This is a genomic window from Pengzhenrongella frigida (assembly GCF_004168625.1).
GTDB lineage: Bacteria > Actinomycetota > Actinomycetes > Actinomycetales > Cellulomonadaceae > Pengzhenrongella > Pengzhenrongella frigida.
On sequence record NZ_SDWW01000047.1, the window covers coordinates 1 to 17,260 of the forward strand.

At 71.5% G+C, this 17,260-nt stretch carries 15 protein-coding genes; 11 read left to right on the forward strand and 4 right to left on the reverse strand.

Annotated elements, in window-relative coordinates:
* Window positions 1-329 precede the first annotated feature (329 nt).
* From EUA98_RS16180 to EUA98_RS19850, 5 genes are all read left to right on the forward strand, one after another.
* Entirely contained in the window at window positions 330-1,538 is a 1,209-nt protein-coding gene (locus EUA98_RS16180; RefSeq protein WP_130103732.1) for an IPT/TIG domain-containing protein, read from the forward strand.
* A gap of 112 nt (window positions 1,539-1,650) precedes the next feature.
* On the forward strand, window positions 1,651-3,120 hold the full coding sequence (locus tag EUA98_RS16185; protein ID WP_130103733.1) for an NCS2 family permease: 1,470 nt from the start codon (window positions 1,651-1,653) through the stop codon (window positions 3,118-3,120).
* 305 nt (window positions 3,121-3,425) lie between these two features.
* Complete coding sequence (locus EUA98_RS16190; protein WP_130103734.1) at window positions 3,426-4,733, forward strand: UDP-glucose dehydrogenase family protein; 1,308 nt, start codon at window positions 3,426-3,428, stop codon at window positions 4,731-4,733.
* 110 nt (window positions 4,734-4,843) lie between these two features.
* On the forward strand, window positions 4,844-5,032 hold the full coding sequence (locus EUA98_RS16195; protein WP_130103735.1) for a hypothetical protein: 189 nt from the start codon (window positions 4,844-4,846) through the stop codon (window positions 5,030-5,032).
* Window positions 5,033-5,213: 181 nt separating this feature from the next.
* Complete coding sequence (locus tag EUA98_RS19850) at window positions 5,214-5,378, forward strand: hypothetical protein (protein ID WP_165372862.1); 165 nt, start codon at window positions 5,214-5,216, stop codon at window positions 5,376-5,378.
* Window positions 5,379-5,389: 11 nt separating this feature from the next.
* Here EUA98_RS19850 and EUA98_RS16200 read toward each other — a convergent pair whose 3' ends face one another.
* Window positions 5,390-7,108, reverse strand: a complete 1,719-nt coding sequence (locus tag EUA98_RS16200; protein ID WP_130103736.1) for a CBM96 family carbohydrate-binding protein — start codon at window positions 7,106-7,108, stop codon at window positions 5,390-5,392.
* Between the two features lie 387 nt (window positions 7,109-7,495).
* Here EUA98_RS16200 and EUA98_RS16205 point away from each other — a divergent pair, with 387 nt between their 5' ends.
* Window positions 7,496-9,151 carry a CAP domain-containing protein gene (locus EUA98_RS16205; protein ID WP_130103737.1) on the forward strand — a complete coding sequence of 552 codons (1,656 nt, stop codon included), beginning with the start codon at window positions 7,496-7,498 and terminating at the stop codon, window positions 9,149-9,151.
* A 50-nt stretch (window positions 9,152-9,201) separates the two neighbouring features.
* Here EUA98_RS16205 and EUA98_RS16210 read toward each other — a convergent pair whose 3' ends face one another.
* Complete coding sequence (locus EUA98_RS16210) at window positions 9,202-9,720, reverse strand: VanZ family protein (protein WP_130103738.1); 519 nt, start codon at window positions 9,718-9,720, stop codon at window positions 9,202-9,204.
* 200 nt (window positions 9,721-9,920) lie between these two features.
* On the opposite strand from EUA98_RS16210, the gene EUA98_RS16215 reads away from it, so the two are divergent.
* Complete coding sequence (locus EUA98_RS16215; protein WP_130103739.1) at window positions 9,921-10,403, forward strand: MarR family winged helix-turn-helix transcriptional regulator; 483 nt, start codon at window positions 9,921-9,923, stop codon at window positions 10,401-10,403.
* Window positions 10,400-11,755, forward strand: a complete 1,356-nt coding sequence (locus EUA98_RS16220) for an MFS transporter (protein ID WP_130103740.1) — start codon at window positions 10,400-10,402, stop codon at window positions 11,753-11,755. The genes EUA98_RS16215 and EUA98_RS16220 overlap by 4 nt, the downstream gene beginning before the upstream one ends.
* Window positions 11,756-11,908: 153 nt before the next feature.
* Here EUA98_RS16220 and EUA98_RS16225 read toward each other — a convergent pair whose 3' ends face one another.
* Entirely contained in the window at window positions 11,909-12,730 is an 822-nt protein-coding gene (locus EUA98_RS16225; protein ID WP_130103741.1) for a hypothetical protein, read from the reverse strand.
* Window positions 12,727-13,143: a PadR family transcriptional regulator gene (locus EUA98_RS16230; RefSeq protein ID WP_130103742.1), complete on the reverse strand. Its 417-nt coding sequence runs from the start codon at window positions 13,141-13,143 to the stop codon at window positions 12,727-12,729. Before EUA98_RS16230 ends, EUA98_RS16225 begins: the two co-directional genes overlap by 4 nt.
* Window positions 13,144-13,325: 182 nt before the next feature.
* Here EUA98_RS16230 and EUA98_RS16235 point away from each other — a divergent pair, with 182 nt between their 5' ends.
* The 3 genes from EUA98_RS16235 to EUA98_RS16245 all read left to right on the forward strand — a co-directional run bounded on the left by EUA98_RS16235 (window position 13,326) and on the right by EUA98_RS16245 (window position 17,250).
* A complete protein-coding gene (locus EUA98_RS16235; protein ID WP_130103743.1) occupies window positions 13,326-14,669 on the forward strand; it encodes an asparagine synthase-related protein in 1,344 nt (447 codons plus the stop codon).
* Between the two features lie 52 nt (window positions 14,670-14,721).
* The gene (locus EUA98_RS16240) at window positions 14,722-16,548 is read left to right on the forward strand and encodes a DUF4012 domain-containing protein (protein WP_130103744.1); all 1,827 of its coding nucleotides are present in this window, start codon (window positions 14,722-14,724) and stop codon (window positions 16,546-16,548) included.
* Window positions 16,549-16,659: 111 nt separating this feature from the next.
* Complete coding sequence (locus tag EUA98_RS16245; protein WP_130103745.1) at window positions 16,660-17,250, forward strand: hypothetical protein; 591 nt, start codon at window positions 16,660-16,662, stop codon at window positions 17,248-17,250.
* The last annotated feature ends 10 nt before the right edge of the window (window positions 17,251-17,260 follow it).

Below are 17,260 nucleotides of genomic sequence, written 5' to 3' on the forward strand. Positions count from 1 at the left end.
GCGCCCGTGTGGCGCTTATCCCCGCATTTTGGTATCTCCACACGCTCATCATATCCACGCTAAGCGACACACTACATCTGTTCTAATACTACCGACCATGACAAAAGAGGTCAAGGGGTACAGCAAGATCAGTCGCAGGAGTTCTCGACGCCGCTCAGCTGCATCTCAGTCGCCGTGGGCGCAGGCCCCCCCGGGGGCAGCGGATCGCGAAACCCGCCCTGGACATCGAGACGCGGCGCGAGGTCCTCGTCGGTTTCGAACCCTGGTGCCCGACCGGCGCACCGCGCTAGGTTCGGGGCTCTGCCGCCGCAATTTCCGGGGATGGTGCCATGCCGGTCAACCAGCGCAACTCGAGCGGGCTCCAGCCAGGCGAAGACGACCCAGCAGCCCGTCCGCCGGCGGCACCCCTGCTGCCCCTCGCGCCCCCCATTCCACCCGCACCTCCCGCAGCCGCGCTCGCAGCCGCAGCCGGAGCCGCAGCCGCAGCCGCGCCCGCCGCCGCCGCCGCAGCTGCAGCCGCGCCCGCCGCCGCCGCCGCAGCCGAACGCGCCGCCGACGAGCTCCCGGTCGCCAGCCGCCCGGTCCAGCTCGGCAGCGTCGCGATCGTCGGCGCGTACCTCGGTCTGAGCGTGCTGGGGATCCTCGCCGCCCTCATCCGCGGGCTGCGGTCGCAGAACGCGGACGCCACGTGGGCGTTCGCGGCGGCGTTCGGCGCGGTGGGGCTCGTGCTCCTCCTCCTGCACCTGCTGTCGGAGAAGAAGTACGGCATTCTTCGCCCGCTCATCGGCGACGACCGCCGCTTCTCCACCTCCCTGACGCAAGCCGGCCTGTGGACGCTCGCCATCGGCACCGGGATGGCCTGGCTGCTCTTCCGTGCCGCCCTGGCGTCGGAGGACCTCGCTGTCGTCCTCCCGGACGACCGGATGGACGACTACCTGATCCTGCTCGCCGGACCGTTCGCTGCTGCGATCGCCGCGAAGGGGATCGTCGTGTTCAAGATCGCGGGCGGGACCCTGCAGAAGACCGAGGCGCCGACCACCGAGGTGAAGCAGGTCGCGACCGACGACGGCGGGGCGACCGACCTCGTCGACGCCCAGTACCTGCTGTTCAACGTCATCGCGATCCTCTACTTCGTGGTCCAGCTCACCCGTACCGGGGCCCTGCCCGTGATCCCCGAGGTGCTGCTCGGGCTGACCAGCCTGACGGCGGCGACCTACGTCGGGAACAAGGCGGCGCGACGCAACGCCCCGGTGATCACCTCGTTGAGCCCCACGGCCATGGCCGCGGGCACGAAGGTGATGCTCCTCGGGTCGAACTTCGACCCCGACGGCGCGACCGCGCCGGACTACCGGATCGTCACGGTCACGATCACGGGCCTGCCTGCCTCGATCGAGATCCCGACCTACACGGACACCCGGGTCTGGTTCACCCTTCCCGCCGGTGCGACGCCGGGGCTGCAGACGCTGCGCCTGACGTCGACCGCAGGCGTCGAGTCCGCCGCGCGCGACGTCGAGGTGCTCGAGGCAGCCAACGTCTAGCTCCCAACCCCGACGGACAATCCGACCGTCGCTGCCGCTCCCGCGTTTCGGGCGCGTTAAGTCTCGTGGACGTCCCGCTTAGCCGGGCCGGAACTCTGCAACGATGCCCCCCATGACGACCCCCACGCTCACGAAACCGACGGCCCCGCCCGGCGCCCTCGACAAGTTCTTCAAGATCACTGAGCGTGGTTCCACGCTCGGCACCGAGGTCCGCGGTGGCCTCGTCACGTTCTTCGCGATGAGCTACATCATCGTGCTGAACCCGCTCATCATCGGCACCGTGCAGGACGGCACCGGCAACTTCCTCGGCGGCGGGACGGAGGCGCCGAACCTCGCGATGATCGCGGCGACCACCGCGTTGATCGCCGGCATCATGTCGATCCTCATGGGGGTCGTCGCGAACTTCCCGCTCGCGCTGGCCACCGGGCTCGGGCTGAACGCCGTCGTCGCCTTCTCGATCGCGAGCCTGCCGGGGGTCAGCTGGGCTGATGCGATGGGCCTGGTCGTGCTCGAGGGGTTGCTCATCCTGCTGCTCGTGCTCACCGGCTTCCGTGAGGCCGTGTTCCGCGCCGTGCCGGTTGAGCTCAAGACCGCGATCAGTGTGGGCATCGGGCTGTTCATCGCGCTCATCGGGCTGTACGACGCCGGCTTCGTCACCACCGGCGTCGGCGTCCCGTTGCAGCTCGGGCAGACGGGCTCCCTCGCGGGCTGGCCGATCGTCGTGTTCGTGATCGGCCTGCTCCTCATGATCGTGCTGATCACCCGCAAGGTGCGCGGCGCGATCCTCATCTCGATCGCCTTCTCCACGCTGCTCGCGGTGGTCATCGAGGCCGTCGCCAAGGTCGGCCCGCGCTCCGAGGACAACCCGCTCGGCTGGAGCCTGGACGTCCCGGCCCTGCCCGACAGCATCTTCGCGACGCCGGACTTCTCGCTGCTGGGTCAGTTCTCGCTGTTCGGGTCGATCGAGAAGATCGGCCTCGTCGCGGTCATCCTGCTCGTCTTCTCGATCATGCTCGCCGACTTCTTCGACACGATGGGCACGATGGTCGCCATCGGTGCCGAGGCGAACCTGCTCGACGACAAGGGCACCCCGCCCAAGACCCGCGAGATCCTGATCGTCGACTCCCTCGCTGCCGTGGCCGGTGGCGTGGGTAGCGTCTCCTCGAACACCAGCTACATCGAGTCGGCCACGGGTGTCGGGGACGGTGCCCGCACCGGGCTCGCCTCGGTCGTCACCGGCGTCGCGTTCCTGCTCGCGACGTTCCTGTCGCCGCTCGTCGCGATGGTGCCGTACGAGGCCGCCACGCCGGCCCTCGTCATCGTCGGGTTCCTCATGATGATGCAGGTCGCGGGCATCTCCTGGAAGAACTACGAGATCGCCATCCCGGCGTTCCTCACGATCATCTTGATGCCGTTCACGTACTCGATCACCGTCGGTATCGGCGCGGGCTTCGTGTCGTTCGTCGTCATCAAGATCGCCGTCGGCAAGATCAAGGAGATCCACCCGCTGATGTGGCTCTCGGGTGCGCTGTTCGTCGTGTACTTCACGCTCGGCCCGATCAAGACCCTGCTCGGCGTCTGATCGGTCCGAGCCTGACCGGCGTCGGCCCCCTGCGGGCCGGCGCCGAGCTGGTGGTGGGTGCGGGGCTGCCTGCGTCGTCCGGTGCGCAACTGCGCCCGACGACGCGGGCAGCCCCGTTTCGTTGTCGGCCGCCCATCTCCTGAGCCCTGCCTCCGCGCCGTGAGGTGCGTCACATTCCGCGGCGGTTCGTGCGGCAGGTGGGTGAATTGCCATAGTCGTGGACAAACCGGGCAACTCGGTATGTCAGGCTTTGCGAGACAAATCAACCGTCGGGGGCACCGCTCGTTCGTCTGTTGGGGGAGCTCATGCGCATTTCGGTGATCGGCTGTGGGTACCTCGGCGCGGTGCACGCTGCCGCGATGGCCCAGTTGGGGCACGACGTCGTCGGGCTCGACGTGGACGCGGCGAAGGTGGCGGTGCTGGCCTCCGGCCGGGCGCCGTTCTTCGAACCCGGACTGCCCGAGCTGTTGACCGAGACGCTGTCCACGGGTCGGTTGCGGTTCACCACCGATCCGGCCGAGGTGGTCGGCGCGCAGGTGCACTTCGTGTGCGTGGGCACCCCGCAGAAGCGCGGCGAGTTCGGCGCCGACCTCGCCTACGTCGACGCGGCGTTCGAGTCGCTGCTGCCGTACCTGTCCGACGGCGACATCGTGGCCGGCAAGTCGACCGTGCCCGTCGGTACCGCCGAGCGACTGGCCGCCGAGCTCATCGGGACGGGCGCGACGCTGGTGTGGAACCCGGAGTTCCTGCGCGAGGGGTTCGCGGTCGAGGACACCTTGCACCCCGACCGGCTGGTCTACGGGATCCCCGAGGGGGAGCCGGGCGCCAAGGCGAAGGTCGTGCTCGACGAGGTGTACGCGATCCCGCTGGCCGAGGGGACCCCGTTGGTCGTCACCGACTACGCCACCGCGCAGCTGGTCAAGGTCGCCGCGAACTCCTTCCTGGCGACCAAGATCTCGTTCATCAACGCGATGGCCGAGCTGTGCGAGGCGACCGGCGCGGACGTGGCGGGACTGGCGGACGCCATCGGGCACGACGCACGGATCGGGCGCAAGTTCCTCAACGCCGGGCTCGGGTTCGGCGGAGGCTGCCTGCCCAAGGACATCCGGGCGTTCATGGCCCGAGCCGGTGAGCTCGGCGTCGACCAGGCGTTGAGCTTCCTGCGGGAGGTCGACTCGATCAACATGCGGCGCCGGGTGCGGATGGTCGACCTGGCACGCGAGGTCTGCGGCGGGTCGATCGTGGGACGCCGGATCGCCGTCCTCGGGGCGGCGTTCAAGCCGAACAGCGACGACGTGCGGGACTCGCCGGCGCTGTCCGTGGCGGCGCAGATGCAGCTGCAGGGCGCGCACGTGGTGGTCACCGATCCGCAGGCGATCGCCAATGCGCGGGCCAAGTGGCCGGACCTCAACTTCGCGGAGACCGCGGAGGAGGCGGCGATCAACGCCGACGTGATCCTGCTCGCGACCGAGTGGGACGAGTACCGCAACCTCGACCCGGACAAGCTCGCGACCGTGGTGCACAAGATGCGCGTGCTCGACGGGCGCAACGTGCTCGACCCCGAGGTGTGGCGCGCGGCCGGCTGGACCTATCGGGCGCTCGGGCGGCGGTAGCACGGGGGCTTCGCGTCGCGCGGCATGCGGCGGCGTCTGGTCGGGGACCCGCGTGGGGGATGGCCCACACTGGGGCCGCCGGGACGGACTCGGCCGGAGCAGGAGTCGCGATGCCCACGAATACCCGATCGACCCCGAGGCCGGGGCGCCGTACGCGCGTGGTCTTCCTGCTGATCGCCGTGCTTGCGGTCTGCCTGCTCGTGCCCAGACTCCGTGAGTGGGCCTGGGTGTTCGCGATCCTCATCATCGTGACGCCGATCGGCGGGGCGCTGGTGACGCGATTCGGCTCGCGCCGCTGACTCCGCATCCTCGGGAACCCTTGCGTCCGCGGACGGTGTGCACGTTCGTTCACTGGCCTTGTGCATTCGTGCACACGAGGCGGAGCATGGGGGTGCTCGCCCGGTCGATGCCTCGACGATGCTGTCGCGGTCGGCCGCTCGGGCGTGACCTGCGGGTCACTCCAGCAAGGGAGCACCGCCCATGACCAGCGAGCCGATCGCCGAGATCGAAACCCTGATGCACCCCGACGCCACCCCTGTCGGCATCGCGACGGCGTGGGGCTCCGAGGCGTTGTGGGAGGAGCTGAGCCTCGGGTCGGTCTGGCTCGGCGCCGGCGCCGGCGCGTGGGGCGCGCGGGCCTGCTGAGGTCCTCCGGCTCAGCCCGTCGGCGCGAGCTTCAGGATGAGCTGCGGTGCGGTCGAGCCGATCTCCCGGGAGGCGAGGTCCACCCCGTCCGTGCTGGCGCTGTCCAGGCCGACTGACAGGGTCTCGCCGAGCTGGCTGGCGACGCCAGCGGGAGCCAGCGGCACGCTGTACGTGGTGTTGACGCTCGTGGGGCCGAGCGTGCCGAGGACTGTGCTCGTCAGCGGAGGTCGGGCGGTGTAGGTGATCCCGGTCTCGGTCCAGGTGTCGTCGAGGACCAGCGCGATGTTCTGTCTGCCCTTCGAGCCGCTGGTGCTGACGCGGACCTGGAGCGTGGCGCTGTTGACCGTGCGCCCCGCGTAGGCGCTCAGGTCGAACTTCAGGTAGCTGACGGTCACGGGGCTGGCGTCGACGCCGAGCAACGCGGAGGTTCCGAAGTTCGTGCCGGCGGCGTCGCTCACGGCGTAGGTGTCGGCGGTCGGGACCAGCGTCACGGTCTCCTCCGTCCCGCCGCCCCCGCCTCCGCCGCCTCCACCCCCGCCGGAGCTGCCGTCGAGCGCGAGCTCCGCGTGGTAGTAGCGGTGGGCGAACTCGTCGCTCGCGATGGCGACCAGGCCGGTCGCCGCGGTCACCGGGTCCTTGGTGGTGCTGACGTTGTTGATCTTGGCGTTGGGCCAGGCGATGAAGGGCGCGCCCTTGCCGGACGAGAACGACGGCCGGTCACCCAGCGGCGACGACTTGTAGTAGACGGTGCCGCCCGACTCGGTCGACTGCATGACGTACATGACCTTGTTGGTCTTGTCGAGCGCCACCTGCGGGCGGGTGAGCTTGTCCGCCACCGTGGCGGTCGTCGCCGCCGACCAGGAACCGGCGGCCGTGCGGGTCAGGACCAGCAGGATCGGGTCGGTCGGTGCGGTCAGCGAGGTCTTCACCGCGGCGTAGATCCGCCCGTTGTCGTCGCCCTGCAGGCTCTTGATGTTCAGGTGGTCGTCGGCCAGCTGCGTGCCGGCGAGCGGCGTCTCGACGGTCCAGCTCGTGTCGGGGGCGCCGTCGGTGTGGACGGCGAAGCGGATCGCGTTCGACGCCTGGTCCGACCACATCACGCCGATCTTGCCGTTGAACGCGATGACGGCCGAGATGTCGTCCGAGCTCACCGAGGTGTCCGCGCCGCTGATCCGGAACGGGGCGGTCCAGGTCGTCAGGCTGCTGCTCGTGGTGTGCATCACCCAGACGGCCGAGCCCCGGGTGAAGGTGACCCACAGGGCCCCGGTCGAGTCCCGGTCGACGGTTGCCGACTCCGTGCCGCCCCCCGGAGCGGTGAACGCGAATCCGGGAACGCGGGTGTAGGTGCGGGTGCTGGTGGAGTAGGTGTACCGGTACACCCGCACGGCTCCGGACGATCCCGCCGTGCGAGTCGCTACGTACAGCGAGCCGTCGACCCACAACGCGTCGCCCGTGCTCTTCGCCCGGTTGTCGACGAGGGTGCCCGTGTCGCGCCAGGTGTGGTCGGCCTGCAGCGTGAAGATGTTCACCGTGCCGGCGGCGTTGGCCATCAGCGCCCACCACGCCCCGTCGTTGAACCAGAGCTTGCTCTGCGGCTTGTCCGCGCTCGCCGCGCCGGCGCTCGACGCGTAGACGTGGTCCCGGTACACGGCCGGTGTGGCCGCACTTGCGGGTGTCCCGCTCACGGTGAGCAGCGCGAGCGTCAGCCCCAGCACCGTCGCGATGCTCACGAACCGCCTCCCGCGTCGGGGCGATCCGATTCCTTGCCCCAGCGGCCCATGCCCCAGCGTCGTCTTGTGCCCTAGCGTCGTCGTCACGGCCAGCCAACTCCCGATGGTGGAGGGGCGCATAGACGTCCCCAGGGTGGAGAAGCTCGAAGACCCCCTGCCGGCAAACCTGCAATCCACAATGAGCAGGCCCGCGACGGGCTGCCACCGGGGCGGCGCTGTCGCACCGAAAATTCACCCGCTGGACCCTGCGGTGACTCGTGGGAGTCGTCGGCCGTCGCGCGCGACGCGAGGTTTTCGCGCAGGCTTGACGCAGTGACAGTCGGCGGTGTCTCGAGACATAGACGAGGTAGGACACGCCGAACCTGGTCCGAGGAGAGGTCTCGACCGATGACTCGATGGGACGGCCCGAAGCGCAGACGTGCAGCCTGGGGGCTGGCGACCGTGGTCGCGACCTCCCTCGTGGTGTCCGCCTCCGGGTTGGCGCCGTCCGCTCTCGGCGCCCTCGAGGCCCAGGACGCCGCGCCCACGGCGCCCCTCAGTGCCCAGGTCCCGCTGGTCCCGGATTCGGCGTGGTCGGCCGGGCAGTCCGCTGCGGAGGGGGCCGTGCCGGAGGGAACGGGCAGCACCGAGCCCGATTCCGACGGTGCGCCCGAACTCGAGCCGGCCGACGACGGGTCCTGGTCCGCCGCCCCGGCAGCCGGTGAGATCCCCGAGCGTGCGCTGCTGGCCTACGACGAGGCCGCACTCGCGCTACGGCTGACCAATCCCGAGTGCGGCCTCGACTTCGCCCTGCTCGCCGGGATCGGTCGGGTCGAGTCGAACCACGGTCGGTACGCGGGGTCGCGGCTCGGCGCGGACGGGGTGTCCCGGCCGCTGATCATCGGGATCCCCCTCGACGGGCGACCCGGCGTCGCGCGGATCACCGACTCCGACCGCGGCCAGTTCGACGGCGACCTCACGTTCGATCGCGCGGTGGGTCCGATGCAGTTCATCCCCGGGACCTGGGCTCGCGCGGGGGCCGACGGCGACGGTGACGGCCGGTTTGACCCGCACGACATCGACGACGGCGCTCTGGCCGCCGCGCGCTCCCTCTGTGCCGGCGGGTCCCGGGTCGACGACCCGGTCGGCGCCCGCGCCGCCCTGATGCGCTACAACCACAGCGCCGCCTACGGCGTGCGGGTGCTCGCGCTGGCCGACGCGTACCGGAGCGGAGCGACTGGCGAGGGGGACGAGGAGGAGCCGTTCGTCGAGGAGGAGGAGGAGCCTCCCGCCTGGGCGGACGAAGAGCCGTCCGAGGAGCCGGGGGAGGAGTCCTTCGACGAGTCCGAGTCCGAAGAGTTCGAGGATCCCCTCTACCCGGACAGCGAGATCGGCGAGCCGGCCGAGCCCGCTGATCCGGCCGGTGACCCGGTGGCTGAGCCCGCCGACCCGGCCGACTCGGCCGACGCGGGCGACCCAGCTGGCGACCCGGTTGCCGCGCCGGTCGAACCTGCCGAACCGGTCGAGCCCGCCGAGCCAGCGGGCGGCCCGGCCACCGATCCGGCGACCGATCCGCCCGCGGACCCGCCGCCACCCCCGGTGGTGTGCCCGCTGCCGCCCGCCGTCGCTGTGGCGCCCGCGGGCGATCCCGACAGCTCGAGCGCGCCACCGCCGTCGGGCAGCTCCGATCCGTGCGATCCGGTGGCCTACGCCGCGGCGATCGTGCAGGCCGTCAACGACGCGCGTGCCGCCGACGGGCTGCCGCCGCTGGTCGGCTCCGGATGCGCCTCGGACATCGCGCTCGAGCGGGCGGCAGCGCTCGCGGGCCTCGACGAGCCGACGCCCGCCGACCTGGCCGCGGTGCTCGCCGCCTGCGCCCCGGCGACGCGCGCCGCCGAGATCCTCAGCCGCTCGGCCGCGACGCCCTCCGACGTGGTGACAGGCTGGTTGGCCTCCGCGAACCGCCGGGCCGACCTGTTCAGTCCCGTCCTGACCGAGATCGGCGTCGGCTGCGTGCTCGACCGCGACGAGATGCTCTGCGCGCAGGTGCTCCTCGGCCGGTGACGGTCCGGTCGGGAGCAGGCGGGTCCGGCGGTGGGTCCAGGGCCAGGCGATCAGCCGGTCTGGCCGACGGCGTCGGGACGCTCGGTCGGGGAGGTGGGTGCATCCTGTCCGATTGCGCCGCGCGCGTCCCGGCGAGCGATCACGGTCGCGATCCCGACGCCGACGAGGGTGCCGAGCGTGTTCGCCACGACGTCGCGCGACGACGCGAACCGCTCGGGGCGCAGCGCCCCTTGCGCGACCTCCGCGAGCAGCGAGAGCCCGAAGCCGCTGAGCACCGCGAGCCACCACTGGCCGCGGCGCAGCGCGAGCGCGATCAGCAGTCCGACCGGCACGAACAGGGCGATGTTCGCGCCGAACTCGATCTTCCCGTAGGTCACCCAGTCGGGGACGCCGAACTCGTGCAGCCGGCGCAGTCCCCCGCGCAGGGTCGCGCCGACCGGGGCGTCGACCGGCGTCGGCCACCCCAGCACCAGCGCGAGGAAGGACGAGTAGCCGACCAGGGCAGCGGCGAGGGCCCAGCGATAGCGCCGCGCGGGCCCGGTGGGGGCCGGCGGGGCTGAGGTAGGCATCGGGTGAGCCTATGCACCAGGGCAGACCCCCGCCATCGGGTCCGCGGCCGGACCGCGCTCGGGGCCCCCACCGGTCTCCGGCGCGCGCGAGGGAGACGTTCGCTCGGTGCCACCCGGAGCCCCCCCCAGAGCCCCTCGGCAACCGGGTGAGATCCCGGATTCAACTTTCGTTACCTAAGGTAATGACGTAACCTAAGGAAATGCCCAGTCTCACCGTGCCTGCCCCGGTCGTAGCGCCGCCGTCGGCCATCAAGGCCTCCCAGTGCCGCCCCGGCACCCTTGCCGGGGAGTTGCGCATCTCGCTGCTGCGCACCGCGCGGCGCGTGCGGATGGAACGCAGCAGCAGCGAGATCACGGACGCCCAGTACTCCGTGCTGCACGCCCTGGCCAACCTCGGGCCGCTGACCCCCGGCGTCCTGGCGGACCGCGAGCACGTCCAGCCGCCATCGATGACCCGCACCGTGGCGGCCCTGGTCGAGGCGGGCCTCGCGGCCCGCAGCGAGCACCCGACCGATCGCCGGCAGGTCCTCGTCACCATCACCACCGCCGGCGAGCAGGAGGTGCGCGAGACGAAACGTCGGCGCGACGCCTGGCTCGCCAAACGCCTCGCCGACCTGACCCTCGCCGAGCGCGCCACGCTCGCCGAAGCTACCGAGATCCTCCGGAGAATCGCTACCGCATGAGTCCTACCTTTTCCTCGTTCCGCTACTTCAACTACCGGCTCTGGTTCGCCGGCGCCCTCGTCGCGAACGTCGGCACCTGGATGCAGCGCGTCGCCCAGGACTGGCTCGTCCTGACCGTGCTGACGAACGAGTCGGGCGTCGCCGTCGGCGTCGTGACGGCGCTGCAGTTCGTGCCCGTGCTCGCGCTGTCGGCCTGGGCCGGCCTGCTCGCCGACCGGGTCAACCGCCGCAAGCTGATCATCCTCACGCAGTCCGCGCTCGCCCTGCTGGCACTCGGGCTCGGCGCGCTGACGCTGTCCGGACACGTCGAGCTGTGGCACGTGTACGTGTTCGCGACCCTGCTCGGCTGCGTCTCGGCGATCGACAACCCGGTCCGGCAGACGTTCGTCGCCGACATGGTGCCGATGAGCCGGCTCCCGAACGCCGTCGCGCTCAACAGTGCGTCCTTCAACGCCGCGCGGCTGATCGGGCCGGGGGTCGCGGGCCTCATGATCGCGATGGTCGGCACCGGCTGGGTGTTCCTGATCAACGGGGTCTCGTTCCTCGCGACGATCCTCGCGCTGACCCAGATGCGTACCCGTGAGCTGCGCCCCTCGCCGCGCGTCGTGCGCGAGAAGGGTCAGATCCGGGCGGGCGTGGCGTACGTGCGGCACCGCAGCGACATCATCGTGATCATGGTCGTCGTCGGCGTCGTGTCGACGTTCGGGCTGAACTTCCAGCTCACGAGCGCGCTGATGGCGCGGACCGAGTTCGACAAGGGGCCGGGGGCGTACGGGATCCTCGGGTCGATCATGGCGATCGGGTCGCTCGCGGGGGCGCTGCTCGCAGCCCGGCGGGAGCAGCCGCGCGTGCGCCTGGTCATCGGCTCCGCGTTCGCGTTCGGCATCGCCGACGGGGTGATGGCGCTCATGCCGACGTACCCGACGTTCGCGCTCGCGTGCATCCCGGTAGGCCTGGCGTCCCTGACGATGATGACCGCAGCCAACGCGACGATCCAGACGACCACCGACCCGGCGATGCGCGGGCGGGTGATGGCGCTCTACATGATCGTGTTCCTCGGCGCGACGCCGATCGGCTCGCCGCTGGTGGGCTGGATCGGTGAGGTGTACGGCGCGCGCTGGGCTATCGGTGTCGGTGCGATCGCCTCGCTGCTCGTGGCGAGCGGTGCCGCGATCTGGGCCGTGCGTCACTGGCACATCGAGGTCCGCTACCACGTGCACCGCCCGTACCTGCAGGTCACCTACCTCGACGCGGAGCCCCTGCCGGGCACCCGCGAGGAGCAGGCCGCCCGGGACGACGCCGCCCGGCGCATCCGCGAACGCGAGCTCCAAGACGCCACCACCGCCGCCTGACCCCCGCCCACCGACCCATCCGGGTCGCCGAGTGCGGGCGATCGGCTGCTCGGTGGGCGTCCGCAGCAGCCGAACGCCCGCACTCGGCGGTCGGAGGCGACAGGCGTCCGGCTGTCGGGAGGCGGGTGGTGTGGTTCGGGAGTGCTCGGCGGATCAGGTGGTTGTCGCGTGGAGCGCGAGCGTGAGGGCCAGGAGGCCGAGGGTTCCTGCCGGGATCACCGCGGTGGCGGTCAGGGTGGCGAACGCGGGGCTCTCGAGCAGTCGACCGCGGCGCGACGTCGACGGCGGGAGCGGGCCGAGCGGGGACGTGATCGGGTCGGCCAACCCACGGTCGGCCCGGATGTCGGCGTACGCCCAGGCTGCGCCCGCGGCCAGGAGCCCCGCTCCGGCCGCGACGCCCCAGGCGGCACCGATCCGCCAGAGCGGCGCGTCCAGCAGCAGCAGCGCGGCGACGCACGCCCCCGTGACCGCGACGAGCCAGGCCCACAGGAGGAATCCGGCGCGGACCGGATGGCGGACGAGCAGGCGCAGCGCGGGATCGGCGACGCGCACGACCATCGCGATCGCGAGGGCAGCGACGATGGCGCCCGCCAGATGCCCGACCGTGATCTCGAGCGGTCCGCCGCTCAGCGCCGGGCCGAAGCTCCAGCTCAGGATGAACATGCCGGCGAGCTGGACGGCCGTCGGGGCGAGCGCTCGGAGCACGGCGCGCGGGGACTCGTCGTCGTCCACCGGGAGGTCGAGGCTGCGCGCGTAGGTGACCGCATCCCCGAAGGCGTCCGGCGCGCCCTCGCTGCTGTCGGCACAGTGCGACTCGACCTCGGTCAGCGCTGCCCCGATGCGGTCGCCCGCTACACCGAGCAGGCGCAGCTCGAGCACGAAGTCCTCGGCCCAGGCCCCGTCGACGTGCGGGGCGAGCCTGCGCTCGAGGGTGAGCGGGGACGGGTCCTTGGGACTCTCGACCGGCGAGCTCATCGGGCAACCTCCGTGGTGTCGGTCGTGCGCGGGGCGGGCCTCGGGGTGGGACGTGAGGTGACGTCGGCATCGGGTGTCGGGAGATCGGCGATGATCGCGCCGGTCAGCGCCGTGAAACGAACCCACGCGTCGGCTGTGCCGGCAAGCTCCGCGTGGCCGTGGTCGGTCAGCTCGTAGTACTTGCGACCCGGACCGCCGTCGCCGGCACGCCACTGCGCGGTGACCAGGCCGGCGCTCTCCAGCCGGATGAGCAGCGGGTAGAGCGTGCCGCCCTTGACCGTGCCGAGGCCGCTGTCCGCCAGTCGCGTGGCGATGGCGTACCCGTACGTCTCGCCGTCGGCCAGGACGCGCAGCACGCACACCTCCAGCACACCGCGCAGCCACTCGCTGGGCCACGGCTGCGCGGAGGACATGTCTAGACAGTAGGGCTATCTAGTCAGACAGTCAATCTACTTGTGGTCCGCCCCGACCCCGGTCCCGGCCGGAAGCGGGCCTGCTCGCCGTGCGCGCGCGAGTCCGAATCGATACGTTTGTCTGGCTCGGAGGTTGTGGTGCGGCCGATCTCGCCGCGGGGCTGGATCAACGGGGGGCGCCGATGAGTACCGAGCTGGGGGTCAGCCGGCCCGCTCCGTATGCGTTCGACAAGAACCGCATCGAGCAGTTCCTCGCGTTCGGGTTCATCCCCGATCCCGAGGACCCCGAACCGCTGGGGCTGTTGCGGGAGTGGTCCCGCGAACCCCGGCGCGACCTCGGCGAGGTGTCGGAGTCCGCCCTGGTGCGTGAGGGGGCCGCGGCGATGCGCGCGTCGGTCGAGGAGTGCGCACGCCGCACCACGACGTCGGGCGATCAGGTGATCTTCCTGAGCGGCGGGCTCGACTCGCGGACGATCCTGGCGGCGCTGCTCGAGACGTTCGACCGCTCGCAGATCGTGGCCGCCACCTTCGGCCGACCGGGTGAGCAGGACTTCGACTACGCGGCCCTGGTCGCCCGGGCCGCCGGGGTCCGGCACGAGACGCTCGAGTCGTCCACCGTGGAGTGGAGCACCGACGGCTTGGTCGACTCGGTGCTCGCGCGGCAGGTCCCGCTGCCGTTCCCGTTCGGGCAGCGGTACCTCAGCTATCTGCTGCACGAGCGGATCGGGCGCGACCACGCGTTCTGGGACGGGCTGTGCGGCGACGCGGTCGGCGGCTTCCGGTCGCCGACGCCCGGGGAGCGCGTGGCGTGGCGGGACGCGGTCGAGGAGTTCCAGGGCTTCCACCTGCGCAAGGGGTGGGACAAGACCGTCTCGGCCGACTTCGACCCGTGGGCCGGGATGCCGGCGGGCCCGTTCTGCTCGGACGCGCTGATGGCCTATCCCGACCAGCTGGTGTTCGGGGTCCGGCAGCGGCAGTACACCGCTACCCGGATCCTGCGGGGCTACACGATCTGCACCCCGTTCCTGGTGCGGCCGTGGCTGGACTTCATGCTCCGGGTGCCCGAGAAGTTCCGCAACGACCAGTACCTGTACCAGGAGATCCAGAAGCACGCCTATCCCCGGCTGTTCTCGCTGCCGACCACCACGTACGACGGCGGCGCGGTCCTCGAGTCCCGGTTCACGCGCTCCTCCCGTGGCCTGCGGCGACGGGTCCTGTCCAAGGCGGCGCGGATGGGTTTTCCGGTGCGCGGCGGCCAGGTGCCCGCGAGCGGAGCCAACGACGCGGTCCGCGGCGGCTACTGGGCACCGGGTCCCACCCAGGACCTCGTCCGGGAGAACCTCACCGACCTGGCCGGTCGGGGGGTCGTCGACTGGGCAGATCCCGTGGCGTTCATCCCCGGCGCGTCGGAGGCGGACCGGCCGAGCGAGTCCGACATCACCCGGCTGCTCGGCCTCGAGCTCAACCTCAAGGCGCTCGATCGGCTGGCAGCCCGGCGCGACGGCTCGGCGCTCGCGGCCGGGTGAAACGGCGCCGCAGGTGGCGGCGGGGATCTATCCGATATGTGACGATCATGCGATGAGCGCTCCGGTCGATGCCACCCACCCGGGGTCGACCCCTGACCCGACCCCACCCGTCCGTGTCCAGCGTGCTCGCCCGCGCCGGAGCAGGCGTCGTCGGACCTGGCGGATCGCGCTGCTCACCACGGTCGTCCTGGTCCTCGCCGCGGGTGGCTGGCTGGCGTTCCGCGGCTGGCAGGCGGCCACGTCCCTCTTGCACGCCGAGCAGATCGTCCAAGACGTGCGTACCGGCCTGGCCGACGTCGACACCGCCTCCGTCGCCGATCGGCTGCCGGAGCTCGAGGCCGATGCGGCTACGGCTCGCGCCGCGACGTCCGACCCGGTCTGGCGGGTCGCCGCTCACCTGCCCTTCGTCGGACCGAGCTTCGCGGCCGTCGCGACCGTCTCTGCCGCCCTGGACGACGTCGCCGGGATCGCCGGGCCGACGCTGGATGAGATCGACACGATCGCGCAGGTCCAAGGCCTGCGCGGCACGGACGGCCGGATCGACCTCGCGCCGCTCGCCGAGGCGGCGCCGGCGCTCGTGCGGGCGGCGGCCGTGGTGGGCGACGCCGACGACGCCGTCGCCGGGATCGACCCCGACCGCCTCGTCGGTCCGCTCGCCGGACCGGTCGAGCAGGTGCAGGAGGGGATGGCGGAGGTCTCGGCCCTGCTCGACGGCACGGCCCGGTTCGCCGGACTGCTCCCGCCCATGCTCGGCCTCGACGGCCCGCGCACCTACCTGCTGCTGTCCCTGAACAGCGCTGAGCTGCGCACGGCAGGCGGGATCGTGGGGGCGGTGGCCGTGATCCGGGCGGAGAACGGGTCGATCGAGCTGGTCGACCAGCGCACGACCCTCGACTTCCCCGCCACGGACGAACCCGTGCTCCCGCTGACCGACGAGGAGGTGACCGTGCACACCGACCGCCTCGGCCGGTGGATCCAGAACACGGTGATGACCCCGGACTTCCCCCGTACGGCCGAGCTCGTGACCGCGATCTGGCGGAGCCGCACCGGCGAGGAGGTCGACGGCGTGATCGCCACCGACGCGGTCGCGATCGCGAACCTGCTCGAGGCGACCGGACCGATCGACGAGCCCGGCGGCCTGACCCTGACGACGGACAACTTCCTCGACGAGCTGCTGCACGAGTCGTACCTGCGGCTGCGCGACCCGGTCGAGGCCGACGGGTTCTTCACCGGGGTCGCGTCAACGATCTTCCGGGCCGTCGGCGACGGGCAGGGGGAGGCCCGCCGGGTCGTCGAGGAGCTGGGCAAGGCGAGCAGCAAGCACCGCCTGCGGGTGTGGTCGGCGCACCCGGAGGAGCAGAGCGAGCTGGTGCAGACCTCCGCCGGCGGGGCGTTCCTCTCCGGCGGGGCGGACGACGCCGCCGGGGTCTTCCTCGACGACGGCACGACCGGCAAGCTCGACTACTTCCTGACCACCGACGTCCAGGTCGAGGACGTGCGGTGCGAGGCTGACTCGACGACGGCGGTCGTGCGGGTCGACCTCGCCTACGACCCGCCGGCCGACATCACCGAGTACCCCGAGTACGTCACCGGCCCCAGAGGCTCGAACCTGCCGACCGGCTCGGTCGCGACCAACCTCACGGTGTACGCCCCGGTCGGCGGGGAGATCGTCGAGATGCGGCTGGGGGACGGGTTCATCGGCGGGCTGACGGCGACCGAGTCCGGCCGCGCGGTCGAGGTGCTCTCCTCGCGGTTGGCGCCCGGCGAGCGGGCGACGTACCGCTTCGAGGTGCGCACCCCGCGGGCGGTGCCGGAGCTGCCCGTGTGGCTGACCCCGACCATGACCAGCCCCGGCATCATGACCGCAGCGTGCGGCTGACCATTTTTGGACAGATTCACCCCTTTGGCAGTTTTCGTCCGAATCAGACCCGCTAGGATGCTGATCAGTGATATGCCCAATTCGCGGCGTACGTGCACCCGAGGAGTGACCATGCGACACCTGGCTCGATCTCTGGCGGCACTGACACTCGGCACCGCGTCCGTCTTCGTCGCAGGCCTTCCCGCGTCCGCGCAGGACGAGGCGTGCACCGAGCAGGACACCGGCTACGGCGCGAGCGGGGTGTGCGTCGTCGAGGTCCTGCAGGCGGACCCGATCTGCCCCGCAGGCGTGCTCCAGCTGACCTACCAGGTGACCGCCGAGGGCACCGAGGCGACGACGGTCGATCTGCGCTGGATCAACCCGGGCGGCACCGACGTCGTGCAGACCGGCCAGCCGTTCTCCGGCACGGTCGACTGGCCCGCCTCGATCCCGACCCGCGCGACAGACGTCGAGTTCCGGGTCGGTACCGAGCTGGCGGTCAACGTCGACCCGAAGGTCGCGCTTGCCAAGTGCCTCCCGTCCGGGAGCAAGGTGCTCTCGGTCAGCGACACGACGTCGTCCGCCTCGACCGGCTCGTCCGGGGTCCTCGCGTTCACGGGCTCCGAGGCGTTGCCGTTCGCGGTCGCCGGCGGTGGCCTGCTGCTCGCCGGGACCGCTCTTGTCCTGGTCCGCTCCGCCCGCGCCCGTCGCGCCGTCCAGTAGGCCGGTAGCT

Bases quoted from the DNA above. Each gene is read 5' to 3' on its own strand.
- EUA98_RS16180 (WP_130103732.1), top strand. From the start codon at position 330: ATGCCGGTCAACCAGCGCAACTCGAGCGGGCTCCAGCCAGGCGAAGAC.
- EUA98_RS16185 (WP_130103733.1), top strand. From the start codon at position 1,651: ATGACGACCCCCACGCTCACGAAACCGACGGCCCCGCCCGGCGCCCTC.
- EUA98_RS16190 (WP_130103734.1), top strand. From the start codon at position 3,426: ATGCGCATTTCGGTGATCGGCTGTGGGTACCTCGGCGCGGTGCACGCT.
- EUA98_RS16195 (WP_130103735.1), top strand. From the start codon at position 4,844: ATGCCCACGAATACCCGATCGACCCCGAGGCCGGGGCGCCGTACGCGC.
- EUA98_RS19850 (WP_165372862.1), top strand. From the start codon at position 5,214: ATGACCAGCGAGCCGATCGCCGAGATCGAAACCCTGATGCACCCCGAC.
- EUA98_RS16205 (WP_130103737.1), top strand. From the start codon at position 7,496: ATGACTCGATGGGACGGCCCGAAGCGCAGACGTGCAGCCTGGGGGCTG.
- EUA98_RS16210 (WP_130103738.1), bottom strand. From the start codon at position 9,720: ATGCCTACCTCAGCCCCGCCGGCCCCCACCGGGCCCGCGCGGCGCTAT.
- EUA98_RS16215 (WP_130103739.1), top strand. From the start codon at position 9,921: ATGCCCAGTCTCACCGTGCCTGCCCCGGTCGTAGCGCCGCCGTCGGCC.
- EUA98_RS16220 (WP_130103740.1), top strand. From the start codon at position 10,400: ATGAGTCCTACCTTTTCCTCGTTCCGCTACTTCAACTACCGGCTCTGG.
- EUA98_RS16225 (WP_130103741.1), bottom strand. From the start codon at position 12,730: ATGAGCTCGCCGGTCGAGAGTCCCAAGGACCCGTCCCCGCTCACCCTC.
- EUA98_RS16230 (WP_130103742.1), bottom strand. From the start codon at position 13,143: ATGTCCTCCGCGCAGCCGTGGCCCAGCGAGTGGCTGCGCGGTGTGCTG.
- EUA98_RS16235 (WP_130103743.1), top strand. From the start codon at position 13,326: ATGAGTACCGAGCTGGGGGTCAGCCGGCCCGCTCCGTATGCGTTCGAC.
- EUA98_RS16240 (WP_130103744.1), top strand. From the start codon at position 14,722: ATGAGCGCTCCGGTCGATGCCACCCACCCGGGGTCGACCCCTGACCCG.
- EUA98_RS16245 (WP_130103745.1), top strand. From the start codon at position 16,660: ATGCGACACCTGGCTCGATCTCTGGCGGCACTGACACTCGGCACCGCG.